At 64.5% G+C, this 20674-nt stretch carries 18 protein-coding genes and 1 other annotated feature; of the genes, 8 read left to right on the top strand and 10 right to left on the bottom strand.

Annotation, left to right across the window (positions count from 1 at the left end; translation table 11 throughout):
- Positions 1 to 10: 10 nt before the first annotated feature.
- The gene (locus tag AC1IQ6_RS06345; protein ID WP_034201270.1) at positions 11 to 1795 is read right to left on the bottom strand and encodes an acyl-CoA dehydrogenase; all 1785 of its coding nucleotides are present in this window, start codon (positions 1793 to 1795) and stop codon (positions 11 to 13) included.
- Between the two features lie 24 nt (positions 1796 to 1819).
- Positions 1820 to 3187: an MFS transporter gene (locus tag AC1IQ6_RS06350; RefSeq protein WP_017234568.1), complete on the bottom strand. Its 1368-nt coding sequence runs from the start codon at positions 3185 to 3187 to the stop codon at positions 1820 to 1822.
- Between the two features lie 300 nt (positions 3188 to 3487).
- Between AC1IQ6_RS06350 and AC1IQ6_RS06355 the strand changes: the two genes are divergently transcribed.
- Positions 3488 to 4734 (top strand): IS3 family transposase gene (locus AC1IQ6_RS06355; RefSeq protein WP_226145690.1). Its coding sequence is split into 2 segments (ribosomal slippage): positions 3488 to 3779 and positions 3779 to 4734, totalling 1248 coding nucleotides; the frame shifts between segments, so codons are not numbered across the junction.
- Positions 3769 to 3885: a sequence feature (AL1L pseudoknot), on the top strand. It overlaps the preceding gene by 117 nt.
- A gap of 176 nt (positions 4735 to 4910) precedes the next feature.
- On the opposite strand, the gene AC1IQ6_RS06360 is transcribed toward AC1IQ6_RS06355, so the two are convergent.
- Complete coding sequence (locus AC1IQ6_RS06360) at positions 4911 to 5960, bottom strand: MBL fold metallo-hydrolase (RefSeq protein ID WP_021025934.1); 1050 nt, start codon at positions 5958 to 5960, stop codon at positions 4911 to 4913.
- A 305-nt stretch (positions 5961 to 6265) separates the two neighbouring features.
- Positions 6266 to 7306, bottom strand: coding sequence for an AraC family transcriptional regulator (locus tag AC1IQ6_RS06365; RefSeq protein WP_034201272.1), 1041 nt, complete (start codon positions 7304 to 7306; stop codon positions 6266 to 6268).
- A 194-nt stretch (positions 7307 to 7500) separates the two neighbouring features.
- On the opposite strand from AC1IQ6_RS06365, the gene AC1IQ6_RS06370 reads away from it, so the two are divergent.
- The 7 genes from AC1IQ6_RS06370 to AC1IQ6_RS06400 are packed head-to-tail and all read left to right on the top strand — an operon-like array spanning position 7501 to position 15034.
- Positions 7501 to 8646 carry an acyl-CoA dehydrogenase family protein gene (locus tag AC1IQ6_RS06370; RefSeq protein ID WP_008642589.1) on the top strand — a complete coding sequence of 382 codons (1146 nt, stop codon included), beginning with the start codon at positions 7501 to 7503 and terminating at the stop codon, positions 8644 to 8646.
- A 2-nt stretch (positions 8647 to 8648) separates the two neighbouring features.
- A complete protein-coding gene (locus AC1IQ6_RS06375; protein ID WP_008642587.1) occupies positions 8649 to 9707 on the top strand; it encodes a CaiB/BaiF CoA transferase family protein in 1059 nt (352 codons plus the stop codon).
- 11 nt (positions 9708 to 9718) lie between these two features.
- Positions 9719 to 11395, top strand: a complete 1677-nt coding sequence (locus AC1IQ6_RS06380) for a long-chain-fatty-acid--CoA ligase (protein ID WP_008642585.1) — start codon at positions 9719 to 9721, stop codon at positions 11393 to 11395.
- A 27-nt stretch (positions 11396 to 11422) separates the two neighbouring features.
- Entirely contained in the window at positions 11423 to 12604 is a 1182-nt protein-coding gene (locus tag AC1IQ6_RS06385) for a thiolase family protein (protein ID WP_008642583.1), read from the top strand.
- Positions 12601 to 13401, top strand: a complete 801-nt coding sequence (locus AC1IQ6_RS06390) for an enoyl-CoA hydratase/isomerase family protein (RefSeq protein WP_008642581.1) — start codon at positions 12601 to 12603, stop codon at positions 13399 to 13401. Before AC1IQ6_RS06385 ends, AC1IQ6_RS06390 begins: the two co-directional genes overlap by 4 nt.
- 30 nt (positions 13402 to 13431) lie before the next feature.
- Positions 13432 to 14214, top strand: a complete 783-nt coding sequence (locus AC1IQ6_RS06395) for an SDR family oxidoreductase (protein WP_008642580.1) — start codon at positions 13432 to 13434, stop codon at positions 14212 to 14214.
- Positions 14215 to 14245: 31 nt separating this feature from the next.
- Positions 14246 to 15034: an enoyl-CoA hydratase/isomerase family protein gene (locus tag AC1IQ6_RS06400; RefSeq protein WP_008642579.1), complete on the top strand. Its 789-nt coding sequence runs from the start codon at positions 14246 to 14248 to the stop codon at positions 15032 to 15034.
- A 46-nt stretch (positions 15035 to 15080) separates the two neighbouring features.
- Here AC1IQ6_RS06400 and AC1IQ6_RS06405 read toward each other — a convergent pair whose 3' ends face one another.
- The 6 genes from AC1IQ6_RS06405 to AC1IQ6_RS06430 all read right to left on the bottom strand — a co-directional run bounded on the left by AC1IQ6_RS06405 (position 15081) and on the right by AC1IQ6_RS06430 (position 20662).
- Positions 15081 to 17048: a relaxase/mobilization nuclease domain-containing protein gene (locus AC1IQ6_RS06405; RefSeq protein ID WP_008642578.1), complete on the bottom strand. Its 1968-nt coding sequence runs from the start codon at positions 17046 to 17048 to the stop codon at positions 15081 to 15083.
- 448 nt (positions 17049 to 17496) lie between these two features.
- Positions 17497 to 18093, bottom strand: coding sequence for a S26 family signal peptidase (locus AC1IQ6_RS06410; protein WP_034201273.1), 597 nt, complete (start codon positions 18091 to 18093; stop codon positions 17497 to 17499).
- Positions 18090 to 18635, bottom strand: coding sequence for a DUF2840 domain-containing protein (locus AC1IQ6_RS06415; protein WP_034201274.1), 546 nt, complete (start codon positions 18633 to 18635; stop codon positions 18090 to 18092). Before AC1IQ6_RS06415 ends, AC1IQ6_RS06410 begins: the two co-directional genes overlap by 4 nt.
- Positions 18632 to 18916 carry a hypothetical protein gene (locus AC1IQ6_RS06420; RefSeq protein WP_034201275.1) on the bottom strand — a complete coding sequence of 95 codons (285 nt, stop codon included), beginning with the start codon at positions 18914 to 18916 and terminating at the stop codon, positions 18632 to 18634. The genes AC1IQ6_RS06415 and AC1IQ6_RS06420 overlap by 4 nt, the downstream gene beginning before the upstream one ends.
- The gene (gene parA, locus AC1IQ6_RS06425) at positions 18913 to 19551 is read right to left on the bottom strand and encodes a ParA family partition ATPase (RefSeq protein ID WP_034201276.1); all 639 of its coding nucleotides are present in this window, start codon (positions 19549 to 19551) and stop codon (positions 18913 to 18915) included. Before parA ends, AC1IQ6_RS06420 begins: the two co-directional genes overlap by 4 nt.
- A gap of 253 nt (positions 19552 to 19804) precedes the next feature.
- A complete protein-coding gene (locus tag AC1IQ6_RS06430) occupies positions 19805 to 20662 on the bottom strand; it encodes a replication initiator protein A (RefSeq protein WP_034201277.1) in 858 nt (285 codons plus the stop codon).
- Positions 20663 to 20674: the final 12 nt, after the last annotated feature.

Below are 20674 nucleotides of genomic sequence, written 5' to 3' on the forward strand. Positions count from 1 at the left end.
TCTATATCTCTCAGAGCTGGTCGTCCGACAATGCCAACGTGCTGGCCGCGCCATGGACCACGATGTCGCGCAGCGCGGAGGCCTCCACCAGGATGTGCGTCGCATAGTGGCTGGCCGTGATGCGCTTGGCCCGCAGAAAGCCCGCATCGCTGGAATCCGCCGCCAACTGCGCCGTGGCGGCTTCGGCCATGCGCGCCGACAGCCAGCCACCGATCACGGTGCCCGCCAATCGCAGGAAAGGCACCGCCCCCGCGGCGCAGTCCTGCGGCTGCGCGTCACTGTGGGCCAGCTGCCAGTCAGCCCCGTCCTCCAGAGCCCGAACTGCTCTCATCAACGCGTCGCCGATGGACGAGAGCTCCGGGTCGCGCGCATCCATCAACTGGCGCGCATCGCTGTCGATACGTGTCAACAAGCCCTTCAGCGTGCGTCCCCCCTCGCGTGCCAGCTTGCGGCCGATCAGGTCGTTGGCCTGGATGCCGGTGGTACCTTCATAGATCGTCGTGATGCGGGCATCGCGGAAGTACTGCGCGGCCCCGGTTTCCTCGATATAGCCCATGCCGCCATGAATCTGCAGGCCATCGGAGGTGATGCCCTGTGCGCTGTCGGTGCACCAGCCTTTGACCACAGGCGTCAGCAGGCCAACCAGGGCCTGTGCCTGCGCGCGCTCCTGCGCATCGGGGTGTCCGGCGACGCGGTCCATCTGGCCGGCACAGAAATAGGCCAGCGCGCGCATGGCCTCGGTGCGCGCCTTCATGTCCATCAGCATGCGCCGCACGTCGGGGTGGCCAGCGATGGTGCTGCTGCCGGCCAGCGCCGGCTTGCCCTGCACGCGCTCGAGCGCATAGGCCCGGGCATGCTGGTAGGCACGCTCGGAAACGCCCACGCCCTCCAGCCCGACGTTCAGCCGTGCGTGGTTCATCATGGTGAACATGCACGCCAGCCCCTGGTGCGGCTCGCCGACGAGATAACCGATCGCGCCCCCGTTGTCGCCGAAAGTCATAGAGGCCGTGGGGCTGCCGTGGATGCCCAGCTTGTGCTCGATCGAGGTGCAGGCCAGGTCGTTGCGTTCGCCCAGGGAGCCGTCGTCATTGACCAGGAACTTCGGGCACAGAAACAGCGAGATGCCTTTCACGCCCGGCGGCGCATCGGGCAGCCGGGCAAGCACCAAGTGCACGATGTTCTCGGTCATGTCGTGCTCGCCCCAGGTGATGAAGATCTTGTTGCCGCTGATGCGGTAGTGATCCCCCTCGGGCACGGCGCGGCTGCGCAGCGCGGCCAGATCGGATCCGGCCTGCGGCTCGGTGAGATTCATGGTGCCGGTCCAGCGGCCGGCGACCATGGGCTCCAGAAAGCGCTGCTTGAGCGCCTCGCTGCCGTGGTGGGCAATCGCCTCCACGGCACCGAGCGTGAGCATCTGGCACAGGCTGAAGGCCAGGTTGGACGATTTCCACATCTCCAGCACGGCGGTGGACACCAGCGTGGGCAGTCCTTGACCGCCCCACTCTGTGGAGGCCGGCATTCCAATCCAGCCGTTCTCGCAGAAGCTGGACCAGGCCTCGCGAAAGCCATCGGCGGGCGTGACCTCGCCATCGTGCCAGCGCGCGCCCTGCACATCGCCCGTACGGTTGAGTGAATCCAGCACGCCGGCGGCATAGTGGGCTGCCTCCTGCAGGATGGCCTCGACCAGGTCGGGTGTGGTCTCTTCATGGCCGGGCTGGGCGCAGATCGCTTCCAGGCCTCCGACTTCCTTCATCGTGAACAGCATGTCGCGCAAGGGCGCGGTATAGACAGACATGGCGGACTCCTTTGATGGTAGCGATCAAGCGTTTTGCGGTGTCGGCTGCAACGGGCGCAGTTCTGGCACGGCCTCTTGCGGAGTCGCCGACGTCGGGCCGCCGTACTTGATAAACGCCAGGGCGATTGCGCCGAGGACTCCGAAACCGCCGATCACCAGGAAGTTCTGTTCCAGCGGTAGTTCCAGTGCGACGATCTGGCCGATCAGCAGAGGCGCCGCAATAGCACCCAGGCGCCCTACGCCGGAGGCCATGCCGATACCGGTCGAGCGGATGGACATCGGGTAGAACTGCCCGCAGAAGGCATAGGCCACCAGTTGCGCACCAGTGGTGCAGGCGCCGACCGCGCCAATGATCAGATAGCGCACCTCGGTCAAGGTCTGGAACGTCATCAGGTACAGCAGCACGCCGCCCAGCGCATACATCGCCACCAGCACCCACTTGATGTTGAACTTGTCGGCGAGCCACCCGCCGCACACGGCACCGATGATCGCGCCAACATTCAGCGCGATCACGAAGCTGAGGGCAGACCCCAGGCTGTAGCCAGCCATCGCCATCAGCTTGGTCAGCCAGCTACTGAGCGCATAGACCATGAACAGACCCGAGAAGAAGGCGACCCAGAACAGCGCCGTGCTCAGGCCCCGCCCGTCCTGGAAAAGGCGGGTAACCGGTGCACCTGCCATGCGGTCAGCTGCCGGCACGAAGAACTGGGCGTCCGCCGGGTGCTTGCCGCCCGGCTGGAGATGGCGTGCCACTTCGGCTAGCTCACCATTGCGACGCTGAGCGATCAGGTAGGTCATGGACTCCGGCACCAACTTCAGGATGAACGGAACTAGCAGCACGGGCACCCCCGCCGCGATGAACACGGCCTGCCAGCCATACTCGCCGATCAGTTGCTTGCCCAGCACCGCAGCCAGGATGCCGCCCAGTGCGTAGCCCGAAGTCATCAGTGCCGTCATCAGGCTGCGGATCTTCTTGGGCGAATACTCGACCATCTGTGCCACGATGACCGGGAGCACGCCACCAATCCCCAAGCCAGCAATGAAGCGCACCACGCTGAAGCTGATGGGGTCCTTGGTGAATCCGGCGGCCGCAGTGAACACACTGAACAGCATGACACCAATGGAGAGGGCCCAGCGACGACCAATCCGGTCGGACAGCGTGCCCAGAACCATAGCACCGAACATCATGCCAAACAGCGCCGAACTGGCCATGAAACCGGCAGTCGATGCGTTCACGCCCATCTGCTGCATGATGGACGGCAGGGCGATGCCCACCACGGCGATGTCATAGCCGTCAATGATGAGAATCAACAGGCACCATAGAAGCACCTTGGCATGAAAGCGGTTGAAGCGAGCGTCGTCGGCGAGCTTCTGCATGTCGATTTGGCACACGTGTTTGTCTCCTTTGAACTTGGCTCCGGATCGTGGGGACGGCGGTCATCGCCGCACCGCTACATATCGTCCAGCGCACGCAAGGAATCGTAGGTGCCGGTGCAGCAATCCGCGATGACGAAGCGCCCCGATCGAATGACAAACGGCCCCTTTCTGAGGGCCCCGTCAAGTGCGCCAAGAGGTCAAGCGTCAAGCAAAATTGAGATGAACCCTGTCGAGCATCTGTGAAAGGTGCCACTTCAAGACCAGTTTGAATCACACCGGCTTCCGTGGAGGCTCAACTCCTGAGAGGATTGAGTCATGAACACTAAAGCTGCTCGTTTTAGCCCTGAGGTACGTGAACGTGCCGTACGTTTGGTGCAGGAATGCCAAGCGGATTACGCATCGCTGTGGGGCGCATGTGAATCGATAGCCCCCAAGATTGGCTGCTCTGTCAGCACCTTGCATGGATGGGTGCAGCGCAAAGAAATAGATGCAGGCCAACGCCCAGGATTGACCACGGATGAACGTGAGCGGCTCAAGCAACTGGAGCGAGAGAACAAGGAACTGCGCCGAGCCAATGACATCCTCAAGGCTGCGAGCGCTTTTTTTGCGCAGGCGGAGCTGGACCGTCGCATCAAGAGTTAATTGACTTTGTAGACCAGTATCGTGATGCCTATGGGGTCGAGCCAATTTGCAGGTTGCTGCAAATTGCCCCATCGGGCTACAGGCGCAGAGTTCAACAAAGAAACTGCTATTGGCTGCGCTGCAAGCGCAGCCAATCAGATGAAGAACGTTGCAGTCATATTCAACGGGTGTGGCACGCCAATTGGCAGGTGTATGGTGCCGTCAAAGTTTGGAAGCAGATGCACCGAGAGGGCTTGACCATTGCCCGCTGCACAGTGCAACGCCTGATGCGCAAGCTGGGCCTTGAAGGCGCTAGACGAGGCAAGAAGGTGCGTACGACACGCCCAGATGTGGCACGGCCAAGCCCGCTAGACCTGGTCAACCGCCAGTTCACAGCTCAGCGCCCTGACCAGCTTTGGGTTGCAGACTTCACCTATGTATCTACATGGCAAGGGCAGATGTTTGTGGCCTTTGTGATTGATGTGTATGCACGCCGCATAGTGGGCTGGCGGGTCAGCAGCCATATGCGTACGGACTTTGTGGTGGATGCTTTGGAGCAGGCTCTGTATGCACGGCAGCCGTCCAGCGACACCAAACTGATTCACCACTCCGACAGGGGGAGTCAGTATGTGTCCATTCGCTACACCGAACGCTTGGAAGAAGCTGGACTGATGCCTTCAGTGGGCAGCACTGGCGACTCCTACGACAACGCCTTGGCCGAAACCATCAACGGTTTGTACAAAACGGAAGTTATCTACAAACGAGGGCCGTGGAAAACAAAGGAATCACTGGAGCTGGCAACGCTGCAATGGGTGCACTGGTTCAACCATGACAGGCTGCTGGAATCTATAGGACATATACCGCCAGCGGAAGCTGAGGCAAACTACTGGAGGCAAGTTGCCAATACCGTGCAGGCTAACGCCTGCACTTCAACAAACTAGCCTCCACCAAACCCGGTGCGATTCAGTTCGCAAACAAGGTGTTCAAAGGACCGAAGGCCATACACGGCGCGCTGGTGCAAATACCCATTGCTCTCGAAACACCCCCCCACAAAGAACCCAGTCAATGACTGGGCTTGATTGGGTTGCTTCTACATCCTTGAGGGCAAATTAGCGCATCAGGCGAGCCGATAGCGCATGGCGCCGTCTTCATCCTCTGCAGACACGATTTCCCCACGCTGGTCGAGATAGTTCAGGTGGGCGAGTGTCTCTCCGGTCGCGAGGTTGAGGTGCATTTGCTCCGCAACAGTGGACGAACGGTACAAGACGCGAACTAGGTCGATGACCCTTAAAGGCTGCGCAAGTTGTTGCCTGACACGGTCTGTGCCTTTCACGGCGCTCGCACGTAGTTGCTCCAACCGTAGGTGCAGGCCATAGAAAGGTTCGTTGTGGGCAGGCAGAACCAAGACGCTCCCAGGTACGCGTTGCAGCAATCGGTCGATGGAGTCGAGCCAGCCCTGCAAAGGATTAGCATGCGGCTCGGTGGCGTACACGGAGGTATTGGAACTGATCCTGGGAAGAACCTGATCTCCCGATATCAGCAAATCCAGTTCGCGCGAGTAAAAGCACGCGTGCTCGGGAGAATGTCCTGTGCCAACAATGACCTCCCATTCCTGATTCCCGATCCGCAACATCTGACCATCCGTGAGCCGTACAAAGCTGTCAGGCAAAGGATGAATCATTTTGCCGAAGTCACCAAACCGAGTGCGATACTCATCGACCTCGGTGTCGCTCCATCCGGCTCTCCGGTAGAAGCGAACACCATCGACTGGCGCTTCCCGCCCTGAATCGGCAAGCATCACCCGACAGCTTAAATACTCGTCTCGTGTCATCCACAGCGCGCATTCGAAGCGACGTGTCAACCATCCCGCCATGCCCACGTGATCCGGGTGCATGTGCGTCGCCATTACACGGGAGACAGGACGGCCTGCTAGCGGCCCCTGAGGAGCGAACAAGGCGAACCATGCGTTCATTACGTCCACGCTACGAATTCCGGTGTCCACGACCGCCCAACCAGAACCATCGCTCAATACCCAGAGGTTGATGTGATCCAGGGAAAACGGCAGCGGCATGCGTAGCCACAGCACACCTGGCTTGATTTCAATGGCTTGACCAGGCAGCGGGAGATGAGAGAACGGATACGAGAGTGCCGGGGCTGCGTCGGTCATGATGCTTGGTTTACATTCTGGCAATGCCGCTTCAATGGTGCACAGCCATCACTCTTATGCTGTGCGAGTTCATTTTTAGCTTAAGGTCAGCACTGACAAGTGACAATGACGAATGACCTCGATAGGCTGACGGAAAACGTCTGCGTCCTGGCGCAGCCAGTCACTGCGCTGCCGTCGGTGCAACCCCCAACGGCGGTCAACAGTCTCTTGAGCGCACAAGAGCCTCGCCCGAAGCAGGCCACGGCCCCGGTAGCCATGAAGGCGCCGATCTCCTCGGCGGCCAAGCTGAAATTGGTCGGATACCTCTATGTAAGGTACTGCTTGGTGCGCGAGCGGGCACGGTAGGCTCCCGGCGCGCTGCCGGTCCAGACCTTGAAGGCGCGTTGGAAGGCGGTGCTGTCGGTGAAGCCCAGGTCAGCGGCGATGGCGGCGAGCGAGGCTTCGCTGCTGGTCAGGCGTACGATCGCCATGTCGCGCCGCAGTTGGTCCTTTAGCGCCTGGAAAGAAGTGCCCTCGGAGGCCAAGTGCCTCTGCAACGCACTCACCGACATGTGCAGGCGCTGCGCAGTGATGGCCAGATCAGGCCATTCGGGACTGGCCCGCTGCAGCACCATGCGGACCCGCGCGCTGGCGCTGCGCTCGTTCAGGTACGGCCCCACCACGTTGCCTGGCGTGGCGCGCAGGAAGGACTGCAGCGCGTCCCGATCGCGCCGCACCGGCTGTTTGAAGGCATCGGCGTCGAACCAGGCGGCCGTGCGCGGCTGCCCAAAGCACAACGTGCCGGAAAAGATGCGTTGGTAGTTCTGCGCGTGAGGTGGCGGCGCAAAGTTGAAGTCGAAGCGCTGCGGCACCAGTCGGCCGCCGTGCAGCCATACCAGCAGTCGCCAGAACACGCGCAGCAGATGTGCGTGCAGGAAGTCGGCATGCGCGCCCGGGCCGCCACGCATATCGAGCGCGACACCCGTCAGCCTGCCCTCAGTCACGGGGACTAGCGCCACATCGTCCTGCAGCAAAGCAAAGGATTCACCCAGGCGGCGCAGGGCGAACGACAATGAGTGGGCAGTGAACGCACTGCGCACCATCAGTGCGAAGCTGCCCGGGCGCATCGGCCGCCCATGCAGGTAGCCCAGGCACTCGTCGTTCAGGCTGTCCTTGACGGCGATGAACAGCGCGTTGAACTGCTCCACGGTCACGCGCGACTCCTCCAACTCCAGCAGCGATTCACTGATGCCCGCGCGCCCCAGCACACCTACCAGCCATTCTGGCGTGGCCAGCCCCTTGCCGCGCGCACCGTCCAGCAGGCCATGCACGGCAAAGATGGGAGCGGTTAAGACGGGTTCCAGCATGGCGTGTGATTCTAAGGGGCCAACGCCGGTCGCATAGGCCGAAAGAAGTTAATTGTCAGTTGATTGAGGTAATCCGCCATCGCCCTTGCAGGGGCCAATTACTACGATTGTGTCATCCCCAAAACATTTCGGCAGTGGCACTGCGCGGAACGTCCGATGCGGGGACAGAAGCCAACATATAAGGAGACGCTCTCATGTTGCCACAGCTTTATCGCCACGCCTGGATGGACGGCGAGATCGACGCATTTCGCGAGCAGGTGCGCCGCTACGTTGCCGCCGAATTCACGCCCCGGCTCGATGAATGGCGCCGTCAGGGCTACATCCCGCGCGAGGTCTGGCGTCCATTCGGCGAGATGAGCTTTCTGCTGCCCGAGATGCCCGAGACCTATGGAGGCGCCGGCGCCAGCCTTGCCTACCAGTTGGTGGTGCAGGACGAGCTAGCCAAGGCCGAGATGCCAGTCAATATCGCGGTGCACACCATCGCTTCGCACTACATCCTGGACTTCGGCACGGAAGCGCAAAAGCAGCGCTGGCTGCCCAAGGTGACGAACGGCGAGATGCTGGCCGCCATCGCGATGACCGAGCCGGGTTGCGGCTCGGATCTAAAGGCCATTTCCACCCGGGCCCGCCGTGACGGAGACCACTACGTGATCGACGGCGCCAAAACCTTCATCACCAACGGCTTCACTGGCAACCTGCTGATCGTCGCGGCGCGCACCAGCGGCGCGGGCAGCAAGGGGGTGTCGCTGTTTGTGCTGGAAACCGAGAATCTGCCCGGCTTTCGCGTTGGCCGACTACTGGAGAAGATCGGCATGCAGGCATCGGACACGGCGGAGTTGTTCTTCGACGGCGTGCGCGTGCCAGCCGACCAACTGCTGGGCGAGGTCGAAGGCAAGGGCTTCGGGCAGTTGATGGGCGCGTTGCCCTACGAGCGCATGCTCATTGCCGTGCCGGCGGCCGCCACTATCGAGCAGGCACTGGCCGTCACGGTGGAGTACACGAAGCAGCGCAAGGCCTTCGGTGCGCCCCTCTTCGATATGCAGCTCACGCGCCAGAAACTGGCTGAGGTGGCCACTACCGCGCATGTGGTGCGCAGCTTCGTCAACGACTGCACCCAGCGCCTGTTGGACGGCACGCTGGATAACGAGGCCGCCTATATGGCCAAGTGGTGGTGCACCGAGCAGCAGTGCCGCGTGGTGGACGAATGCCTCCAATTGTTCGGCGGCTACGGCTACATGGCCGAGTACCCGATCGCGCGGATGTATGCCGCTTCGCGAGTGCAGAAGATCTATGGCGGCGCCAACGAGGTCCTGAAAGACCTGGTTTCGAGGAAGCTGTGAACATGTCGCACACGTTGCATACGCTGCAGATGCCGCTGCACGGCGTCCGCGTGGTGGAGTTCGAGGGCATAGGGCCAGGCCCGCTGGCCGCCAGGATGCTAGCTGACATGGGCGCCGAGGTGATTACGCTGACACGCGCCGAGCAGGCCGCTGCGGCGCGGCGGCTGGGCGGGGCGGTGGAGAACCCGCTGCGCCGCGGCAAGACGGTCGAGGTCATCGACCTGAAGTCGCCCGAAGGCAAGGCGCGTGCCCTGGACCTGATCGCTCAGGCAGACGCCTTGATCGAAGGCTTTCGCCCCGGTGTGATGGAACGGTTGGGCTTCGGCCCCGCCGAGTGTGCGGCGCGCAACCCCAGGCTGGTCTACGGCCGCATGACGGGCTGGGGCCAGGACGGCCCGCTCGCCCAGGCCGCCGGACACGACATGAACTACGTCGCGCTGACCGGCCTGCTGTCGCTGTCGGCACACAAAGGGCAAGCGCCCATCGTTCCGCCCACGGTACTCGGGGACGCGGCCGGGGCGCTGGGCATGGCTTTCGGCGTCGCCTGCGCGCTGGTCGATGCGCGCGCCACCGGCCGCGGCCGGGTCGTGGACGCCGCCATCGTTGACATCGTGGCAATGCTGGGCACCCTGGTGCACTGGATTCGCGCCAATGGGCAGATCGATGGCGCGCAGCCGAGTCCGTTTCACGATTCGCCGTTTTATGACGTGTACGCCTGCGCCGACGGCGGCTTCATCAGCCTCGGCGCGATCGAGCCGCCTTTCTACGCCTTGCTGCTGTCGAAGCTGGGCCTGGCGGACGTGGAGCCTGCCGACCAGTACGACACGGCAACGTGGCCGGCGCTGAAAGAGCGCATCGCAGCCCTCATCCGCAGCCAGCCCCGAGCGCACTGGTGCGCGCTGCTCGAAGGCAGCGACGCTTGCTTTGCACCCGTGCTCAGCCTCGCCGAGTCGGTGCAGCATCCGCATAACGCGGCACGGGGCATCTACCAGATCACCCCCTCCGGCGCCATCGAAGCGGCCCCGGCCCCACGGTTCCAGGCACTCGACACAACTACCTAGGAGACAAGCACATGACCGAAACCGTCCAGCCCACCAAGCCTGTCCGCGGCTGCCCGTCCACCACGGGCAACGAGCGCCAACTGAACACCACGACGCTGATCCGCCACGCTGCACGCACCCATGGGGATCAGGAGATCGTGTATCGCACACCCGGCGGCGGCTGGGACCGCTACACCTATGCCGACTGCTACGCACGCGTCTGCCGCAGCGCCAATGCGCTGCGCGCGCTCGGCGTCGAGCCGGGCGACCGGGTCGGCGTCCTGGACTGGAACAGCCGGCGCCACTTCGAGCTGTACTGGTCCATCCCCGGCCTGGGCGCGGTCATGCTGCAGATGAACCTGCGCCTGGGCCCCGAGGACCTGGGCTACGTTGTCGGCCATAGCGACGTGTCCTACGTTTGCGTGGACGAATCATTGCTGCCTATTGCCGAATCCGTCGCAGCGAACTCGCCCCAGATCAAGGGCTGGATCGTTATGACCGAAAAGCCGCTGGACCAGGTCAAGACCACGCTGGCGCCGCTGCTGCACTACGAAGACCTGCTGGCCGCCGCCGACGCCAAGATCGACTGGCCCGAGATCGACGAAACCTCGGCTTACAGCGCCTGCTACACCACCGGCACCACGGGCAAGCCCAAGGGCGTGTACTACTCGCACCGCGGCATCTACCTGCATTCCACGGGCATGGCCACCAACATGGGCATGACGCTGGACGACTGCGTCATGCTCATCACGCCCATGTTCCACGGGCAGTGCTGGGGCCTGCCGCAGGCGGCCACGCTGCTGGGCGACAAGATCGTGCTGCCGGGCCGCTACGCCGCCGAGGACACCAAGCCATTGGTCGACACCATGATCGCCGAGGGCGTGACCATCACCAACGGCGCACCGGCCATCTTCCAGCCTATGCTGCAGTACATCGAGACGTTGCCGGTCAAGCCGGACTTCAGCCGCATGCGCATGCTGTCCGGCGCCACCGAGCCACCTCTGTCGATGATGATCGGCTTTTACGAACTGACGGGTGCCGAGGTGGTGCACGGCTACGGCGCCACCGAAGCCACGACGCTGGTGGCGGTCAACCGCCTCAAGTCCACGCTCAAGAAGCGCCTGACCCAGGACGAGCAGTGGAACCTCAAGCGCAAGCAGGGCCTGATCCTTACCGGGGTGGACATCCGCATTCTCGATGCAGACGACCAGGACCTCCCGCACGACGGACAGTCGGCTGGCGAGATCTGCCTGCGCGGCCCCTGGATCACGACCAGCTATCACGACATGCCGGATTCAGGCGACCGCTTCCTGGAGGGCGGCTGGTGGCGCTCGGGCGATGTCGGCACGGTGGACGAGAACGGCTACCTCAAGGTTACCGACCGCATCAAGGACGTGATCAAGAGCGGCGGTGAATGGATCTCATCCATTGACATGGAGAACCTGCTCATGGGCCATCCGGCTGTGCGTGACGCCGCAGTGGTCGGCATTCCGCATGCTAAGTGGCAGGAACGGCCGCTGGCCCTGGTGGTGCTGAAGCCCGGTCAGCAGGCGACCCAGGAACAACTGCAGGAACACCTGAGCAGCGCGTTCGCCAAGTGGCAGTTGCCGGACCAGGTTCTGTTCGTCGAAGCCATCCCCAAGACCAGCGTCGGCAAGCTCGACAAGAAGCGCATACGCGTTGAGCATGCGGACCGCTACGCCGAGTGAGCCAACCTTTTGCTACAGGAAAACAACATGAATGACCATGAACCCGTCATCGTCGGTGCGCTGCGCACCCCCGTGGGCAAGCGCGGCGGGCGCTTGCAGAAATGGCACCCCGTTGATCTGCTGGGTGAGACGCTGCGTCAGCTGGTCGAGCGCTCCGGCATCAACCCCGCCGATCTGGACGATGTGATCGTCGGTTGCGTGCTGCAGTGGGACCAGCAGCACGGCAATCTGGGCCGGCATGCCGTGCTGGCGGCGGGGCTGCCAGAATCCGTCCCGGCGGTGACGGTCGACCGGCAATGCGGCTCCGGCCAGCAGGCGGTGAGCTTTGTCGTGCACGGTATTCAAGCGGGCGCCTACCAACTGGCCATCGGCGCCGGGGTAGAGTCGATGTCGCAGGCGCCCATGCCGCCGTCATTCAAGCCCGGCGCGCCGCTCGGCGCGCAATACAGCCCGCGTGAGCTGGCGCGCTACCAGGGCAACCCGCTGATACCGCAAGGCGCTTCGTCGGAGTTGATGAACAAGCGCTTCGGCCTCACGCGCGAGGCGCTGGACGCCTTCGCCGTGCGCAGCCATCGGCGCGCCATTGAGGCTTCGCGGGCTGGTCGTGTCCAAGACCAACTCGTGCGGCTGCATGAGGATCCGACCGACCCAGACAGCCCGCTCGTCACCGCCGACGAGGGCATGCGCGCCGACCCCAACCCCGAGAAGATGGCTACGCTTAAGCCCGTGTTTGCCGCAGACGGCGCTACAACGGCTGCTAACTCCTCGCAGATCAGCGACGGCGCCGCCGCGCTGCTGATCGCCAGCCGCGCCTACGCCCAGCAGCACGGCCTGAAGCCGCGTGCGCGCTTCGTCAGCACCGCAGTGGCGGCAGCCGACCCTGTCATCCAGTTCACTGCTGTGCTCGATGCCACCCGCAAGGCGTTGAAGGAATCGGGGCTGACCCCGGCCGACATCGACCTGTTTGAAGTCAATGAGGCATTCGGCGGCGTGCCGCTGATGTTCCAGCAGGAATTCGGCATTCCGGACGACCGCCTCAACGTCAATGGCGGCTCGGTGGCCATCGGCCATCCGCTGGGCTCCACTGGCGCGCGCATGCTCACCGACCTGCTGTGCGAGCTGGAGCGCCGAGGCGGCCGCTATGGCTTGCAGACCATCTGCGAGGCTTCGGGCACGGCCAACACCACCATCATCGAGCGCCTGGCATGAACGAGGCCACCATGAGCGAAGCCAGCGAAGTGCTCGTCAGCCGCGAAGGCGCCATCGTCACCTTGATCATCAACCGCCCGCGCGCGAAGAACAGCTTGAACCGCGCAGTATTCGATGGCCTGCGTGCACAGCTCGTGCAACTGCGCGACGACGATGCCGTACGCGCGGTCATCATCACCGGCGCCGAGGGCGTGTTTTGTGCAGGGGCCGACATCACGGCCTTCGACTCTCTGCGCGCCGAACCGCTGCTGGGCGACCGTGCGGCGGCAGGTGGCCACTTCTGGGCGGAACTGGAGCGCTTCCCTAAGCCCGTCATCGCAGCCGTGGAAAAGCTCGCGCTGGGCGGCGGCACGGAACTGGCGTTGGCCTGTGACATTGCTATCGCTGGCGAGTCCACCAAGTTCGGCGTGCCTGAAGTCAAGCTGGGCGCCATTCCCGGGGCCGGGGGCACCCAGCGTCTGATCCATGCCATCGGCAAGTCCAAGGCTATGGCCCTGCTGCTGACCGGCGATTTCATCGACGCCCGCAAAGCCTGCGATGCGGGCATGGTCGCCGAGGTGACGGCTGACGGCCAGGCCCTGCCGACGGCGTTGGCGATGGCCAACCGGATTGCATCCAATTCGCCGCTGGCCGTGGCACTGGCGAAAGATGCGGCACTGGCCAGCTTTGAAACTCCGCTCGCGCAAGGCCTGGAGCATGAGAAGCGTAATTTCCTCGTCGCTTTGCATTCGGCCGACAACCTGGAGGGGCAAGCCGCATTCCTCGGCAAGCGCCTCCCCCACTTCACGGGCCAATAGCGCCTGTCTCTCATCCATCGAGCAAAAATCATGCAACTCAATTCCGACATCTCCGCCGTCATCACCGGGGGCGCTTCCGGCCTAGGAGCTGCCACGGCCAGGCGCTTGGCCAGCCATGGTGTCAAAGTCGCCATCTTTGACATGAACGAAGCCATCGGCCAGGCGTTGGCCAGCGAACTTGACGGTGTTTACTGCAACGTGGACGTGACGTCCGAGGAGCAAGTGGACGCCGCCTTCGCCAAGGCCCGCGCGGCCATTGGACAGGAACGCATTCTGGTCAACTGCGCCGGTACTGCCGATGCCGTCAAGACGGTCAGCCGCGACAAGAAAACCGGCGAAATCCGCCCATGCCCAACAGATCGTTTCAATCGCATCATTCAGATCAACCTAGTGGGCACCTTCCGCTGCATCGCCAAGTCAGCCGCGGGCATGTTGACGCTCGCGCCGCTGGCCGATGGCGACCGCGGCGCCATCGTCAACACTGCGTCGGCCGCCGCACAGGATGGCCAGGTTGGCCAGGCCAGCTATGCTGCCAGTAAGGCTGCCATCGTGGGCATGGCCTTGCCGATTGCGCGCGACATGATGGACGAAGGGATCCGGGTCAACACCATCATGCCGGGGATCTTCGGAACACCATTGCTGCTGGGCCTGCCGGACAACGTCAAGCAGGCGCTGGCGGCCAGCGTGCCCTTTCCCAAGCGTTTGGGCGATCCCGATGAATTCGCGCAGGCCGTCGAGTTTCTCGTCACCTGCGGCTACATGAACGCCGAGTCCATTCGGGTGGATGGCGCTATTCGCATGGCGCCGCGCTGACGCCTGAAATCTTGGCCCATCAGGAAGCGTCATGTCCGAAAATTCTGTCATTCTCGAAAAGCATGGTGCTGTTGCGACCATCACACTCAATGCGCCTCAGAAAAAGAATGCGCTGAGCACGTCTGTCGTCAACGTGCTAGCTGGCGTCATTGCAGACGTCGAACGTGACGGCTCGATTCGCGCTTTGCTGCTGCGCGGCGAGGGCCGGATGTTCAGTTGCGGCGGCGACATCGACGAAATGGCGGCAGCAGGCGAAGCGTTGTCTACCTTGGTCGATGACGAATTGAGGGTGGTCGAACGCATGATTCCTCAATTCGCCAGCCTGCCATTCCCGGTGGTCTGCGCCGTACAAGGCGCGGTCGCTGGAGGCGGCCTCGGACTAGCATTGGCCTCTGACTACCTGATTGCCGCAAGTGGGACGAAATTCGTGGCGGCCCACACCGGCCTTGGATACGCGGGGGATTTCGGCATCAGCTGGCTCCTGCCGCGCGCAGTGGGCGGACGACGCGCACGCGACATGATCCTGACCAACCGCGTGGTCGGTTCGGATGAAGCCTTGGCCTGGGGATTGGTCGAGAAAGTAGTTCCGGGCGAGAGCCTGCTGGACGAAGCGCAGCGCATGACGGTGCAATTCTCGACCGGTCCTACGCATGGTTATGCGGGCGCCAAGCGCCTGCAACTTGCTGCCTTCGAGAGCGGTCTGGTGACCTCATTGAGGTTAGAGGCGGCCGAAATGAATCGGGCCTCGAAAACCACGGATTCGCTGGAAGCGGTCCACGCGTTCGTCGCAAAGCGAGTGCCTCAGTTTACCGGACGCTGATCGGTTGTAGACGCATCCAGTTGGTGGAGTTCAATTGCCGTTGGCGTCAGGTAATGGATAAACCCAACTGGCGTCGGATTTGCCAGGATACAGTGCCACCATGTATCTGTGCAGAAATCAGCATGCCGAGTCGTTGTTCGATGACCGGCTTCCACGGCACCAGGCTGAACCCCATACCGTCATCCAGCATCGCGTAGCGCCCGCTGGCCAGCATGAGGCTGCGGCGGTAGATACCCGCCACGCGCTGCCCCTCAGCTACCGGACGATGCTCCAAGCCCGTATCAGCGGCAATGTCCTTCGCGGCCTGCGCCACTTCCCGATTGCGCAACGCGCCCAGCAGATTGCGCGCCAGGATCACGCGCTGGCCGCGCCGCTCGGCCAGTCCCTGTTCGGCCAGGAAATCGGCGCGCTGCTGTAGCGCCTGCTTGGCCTCGCCGCCAAAGCCCAGGTCACCCAGACCGGAGCCGCCGCCGATCAACTGCTGATCCAGCCAGGTGGCACCGATCACGCGGGCCTGCCGCTCGATGGGCAGGTGCGATTTCAGCTCCACGGCCACGCCGCCCAGGCGCTGCGCGTCGTACTGGCGGCCACGCTCAGGCAAGTCACCGGGCACCTTCCATAGTCCCTCAGCGACGCGCTCCACGATGCCCGCTCGGCGCAGGGCTTCAAGGCGGCGGACATGGGCCGCAACCACTTCATGCGGGTCGCGGCCATCCTTGGCCTGGCCTTGTGCAATGGCCAAGTGATGGTCGGTGCGGTACAGCCCATTGGTCGCCAGCGCGGTGATGGTCTTGTCCGCTGCGCGCACCTCGGCGGAGCCTTTCACCTCGACCACTGCGCTCATGGGGTACTGCTCCAGTTCCGTCCTGGGCGGCAGCGCCACATAGTGGGCCTTGCCGTCGATGCCATCGACCACCAGATAGCCCCGGTCGTACAGTTCGTCGGCCAGTCCTTTGCCCGCCACGCGGCCGATGATGGAGTGTCCATCCTCGCCCGGTTGGAACACGGCCAGGTCACGCTGCTTGCCGCCCATCGCGCGCTGCATGGTGCGGATGATGTCGCCACGTTCTCCCATGGCCCGCAAGGTTTTCTCGGCATCGGCATGCACGGCCCAAGTGCCGGGCTGGGTCTGCGTGGCAAGCCCCATGCGTTGAAGCCGCTGCAAGCGCCCGACCAGCAGCAGACGCTGGCGTTGCAGTTTGGGTTCGTTGAAGCGCTCGACCTTCACCAGGCCGTCCACCGCCTCGCGCTGGAGGGTGCGATCCAGGCTCGTCCACCGCTCCTGTTCCACTTCGCGGGCTAGGGTGCGCTGGATCTCCAGCTCGGTGCGCGGCCCCAGCCATTCGGTGGCCAGTTCCATCGCCCGCTCGCGCATGCCGCGGGTGATGTACTCCTGCGAAATGATGAGATCCTTGCCAGTGTCGTCCTTGCCGCACAGCACGACATGGGTGTGCGGGTTGTCGGTATTCCAGTGATCGACCGCCACCCAATCCAGGCGGGTGCCCAGGTCGGCCTCCATGCGCTGCATCAGGTGCCGGGTGTAGGTGCGCAGGTCTTCGAGCTGCTCCGCATCCTCGGGCGAGACGATGAAGCGGAACTGGTGGCGGTCGCCCTTGCCACGCTCCTCGAAGGCGGCCGTGTCCGCCTCGTCGGTGATGGCGCCATAGGCACGGCCCTGTCCACCCTGGCGGTCCACGCCTTCGCGCTCGATGTAGCGCAGGTGCTGCACGGTGGAGCGGCCGCTGGCCTGCTGCAAATACACCAGCCGCACCTTGACCGTGGCCCGGCGAGAAAGCGCCGTCAACGACTGGCCCGTGAAGCGGGCTGCGACATGACCGCGCCCCAGGCGCGAACCGGGGGGCTTGCCGGTGGTCTTGCGCCCCCGGCCAGAGACGCCAGCGGCCTTGCTCGTCTGGCGCAGCACCTGGGCAATGAAGGTGTCGCCGCGCTGCCTGGGCTTGCTGGGCCGCACGCGAAAACGGTCATCGTCACCGGGATTTCCGCGCTGGCTCATGATGCAGTCCCCACCAAGCCCATCGCGCCCGAGCGCATGCGGCACACGGTATTCCCAATGCCCGCAAGGCCTTGGGGCTGCTGGCGGCACGAAGCCACCTTGTGGCGAGTGCCGCCCCCAACCCACGTGCAGACTGGCTTTGCGCGCGCCGTGGTGCCGCGCCCTTCAATCTTGCCTTCCGCCTTTGCCCCTCGCTGGCGCTCCGGGCAGCGGCGGCCCGGTGGCGCTGCTGCACGAGCAGCCAGCGCGCCGGCGAACGCGAACACGGCCACAGGCCGGGCGCGTTCGAGGCAAGACGCCTGCACGTTGGATTGCTGCGCCGAAGGCAGCGCGAAGTGCGGCGCGGATGCGCTCGCACTGCACGCGCGACGACACGGCGACGGACAGCAGCACGACATGCTCGATGGCACGACGAGATGCAAGGCAACGTGCAGCGAGTCGGCGGCCATCATGGGCGCGACTCCAGCCAGACCGGATGCGCAACGCCGATCACGGCCGCTGCACTGACCGGTCCGAAGTAGCGGCTGTCGAACGACGCCGGATTGGTGACACTGAGCAGAAACAGCTCGCCGGGCCGAAGGCGGCGGCACTGCTGCCAGGATGGCAGCGGCCGGCCCCAGCGGTCGGCAGATAGCACGGCGGCCGAAGGCACGCCGTCGATGCGGACGCTGCCCCCAATGATGCAAACCTCCTGCGGTGCGACCGCGCCCACGCGCTTGAGCAGCGGGATGCGCGTCGGCAGGTAGCCGCGCTGCGCAGCGAGGGCGGCAGCCTCGGCGGGCAGCGGCACCAGCACGATGCTGCCCACGGACAGCGGACGTGGCGGTGAGCTGGCGCGATGGTCGAGCGGATCGACGCGATACCAGCCGACAGCCACGCTATCGGACGGGTTGTAGGTCAGGCGCGGCAGCGGATGCACGAAGGACGCCCAGGCCAGCGCAGCGAGGCCGCAGGCGGAAAGGCCCGCCAGTACGAGGCGAGCGCGCAAATGTGCGCGGGGCGAGCGAGGACGCGGCCCGGTGCCGGAAGTGAAAACGGCGGTCATGGCAGCGCCCTCCCGGCCAGCCAGGCGGCGTGCCGCTCGGCGCTGTATTCGGGCAGCGGCAGGCGCGCAGCGAGCCGGTTGGCAAGCGTGCGCCAGTACGCGGGCGAAGCGGCAGCGGGCGCGATACCCAGCGCGTCGATGCTGTCGATGCGTTCCAGCACGGCACGCACCGCGTTCTCACCTTCGGCGTGCAGCAGCAGGCGTGCGCCGGGCCGCACGCCGGGGATGCGCTGCACGTCGTCCAGCGGCGTGGCGGCCTGCATCACCATGAGCTGCCAGCGCACGGTGCCGTAGTCATTGGCGTGCCAGCGGATGCGGCAGAACATCGTGCCCGGTAGGAACACGGCGCTACGCCGCCAGCGGTCGAGTTGGAGTGTGCGCGCGGGTTCGCCGAAGCGCAGGTAGAGCTTGAAGCGCGATTCGATGTAGGCCAGCGCCACGCGCGTCAGCGGCGTGCTGGCGGACTGGCTGGAAGGCGCTGCGAGCGCAGCCGTAGCCGCGATGGCGGCAGGCGCGGAGGCAGGCGAAGCAAATGCAGTCATGGTGCGTTCTCCCTGCGGTGCTCGGGAAATTCCCGCTCCAGCAGACCGCGCAACAGCTCGGCCACGGTCACGCCCTGCGTGAAGGCCGACACCTTGATGCGCGCCCGCATTGCGGGCGTGATGTCGAGGGTCAGGCGGGCCGTGTAGAGGTCGCCCTTACCCAGCGCATCGGCATCGCCCTGGCGAATCCACGCCTCGGCGTGCGGATTCGCCGGCGGACGCGCGCCGATGCCGACGCGCTTTGCCGTGCGCTTGCTGTTCGGTGGCGGCTTCGCGGTCATGGCGTCCACCGCAGCAGTTCATCCACCAGCGCAGTGATTTCGCGCGCGGCGGCGCTATCGGGCGCCGTCTCGCGGGCGAGCCGGCCAGCGGCCACGCTGTCGGCGAACACGATGCGTTGATGCACTTCCGAGCGCAGCGCAGGAAGCGGCTGGTCGGCGAGCGCCTGGCGCGCTTCGCGTCCGATCACAGTGGTGCTCACGCGCCGGTTGATGACGAAGGCCGCGCGCAGCGCAGGCCGGAATACCTGCGCCTCGCGGATCAGTGCCACCATCTCGGCGCTGGCCCACAGGTCATAGGGGCTGGGTTGCACGGGGATCAGCACGCGCTCGGCCGCCAGCAGCGCGGAGCGTGCCAAGGCGGCGATGCGCGGCGGGCCGTCGATGACAACGTGATCGGCCCGCCTGGCGAGTTCTGGCGCTTCTTGGTGCAGCGTTTCGCGTGCAAGGCCCACGGCGCTGAACAGTCGTGGCAAGCCTTGCTGGCTTCTGCGCTGTGTCCAGTCCAGCGATGAACCCTGCGGGTCGGCGTCCAGCAGCACGACGTGCTGGCCGCGCATCGCCAGCTCACCGGCGATGTGGGTGGCGAGCGTGGTCTTGCCCACGCCGCCTTTCTGGTTGAGCAGCGCGACGATCATGGCCTGGCCCTCCACGTTGGAAAGCCCGGCTGTTGCTGCTGTGCGTGGTGCCGCTCGGCGGTTTTCCACCGGCGTGCGGCGCTTCTACTATCAGTTAGATGATTTAAGTTAGGGAAGTTAGAGGGGCCGTAGACCCGCGCCGTTATTGGGTTTTCTGGCGATTCGTACTCCTGATAGCACGATAGCCGTACTCCCGATAGCACGATACTCCGTACTCCTGATAGCACGAGCCCGTCCACAAGCTGCGCACCGTTTATCCCCGTGCCGTGAACGGCACGGGCCGAAAGGTCAGCAGCTCGGCGCCGTTGTCCGGCATTCGCTCGATGCCCAGGACGTAGCCGGGCATCGACTGCCGCGCGACCAGCGTGCGCAGGTCGTAGGCGAAGTCCGAGAAGCGCGTGGCGCTGCCCGATTTCCGATACAGGTGCCGGAAATCGAATTGCCAGCCGCCCGGTTGGCGCCCGCCGTGCTTGCGCACCAGCCGGTACAGCCATCGCTCGATCCCGCCCGTGAGCCGGAAATACGCCGGGTCGATGGTCAGTACCAGGGCGGCATCCATGACGCCCGCGTAAAACCAGTCCGGCAGGATCAGCTCCAGCCCCAAGGGCGTGCCCTTGGCATCGGCCAGTTCCTTCCATTCGTTGATCCACGAGAAGCGGTGCAGCCGTCTTCCCGTGGTTTCCCGGATGGACGTGGCCACCGTGGTGGATTGCAGGCGATCCAAGGCCGCTTTGAGGCGCTGGTAGTCGCGCAGCGACGTACCGCGCCCGATGAAGCGCAGGATCTCGTAAGGCGTGGCCTGCATCAGCCGCGACGGGCGCAAGCCCGCATCGCGCGCTTCCACGATCTGACTGGCCGCCCAGATCAGGATGTCCGCATCCCAAATCGTGGCGATGCCGTGCTCCTGCGTGCCCTCCACGCGGATCGTGATGCCGCTGGCCCGGAAGTCGATCGGCGCGACGCGCCGCGACTTCGCCAGCGAGAAGAACGGAAAGGCCATCAAGTCCTGACTGTCGCGCGGCGCCATGTCGCCCGGCAGGGCGCGGAACAGGTCGAGCTGTTCGCGCTCTGGCACGAGCCGCTGCCGGGACGGCAGCGCAGGGCTGGACATGGCGAAGGCCAC

The sequence above is a fragment of the Achromobacter sp. MUI-25009338 genome, from assembly GCF_057359325.1.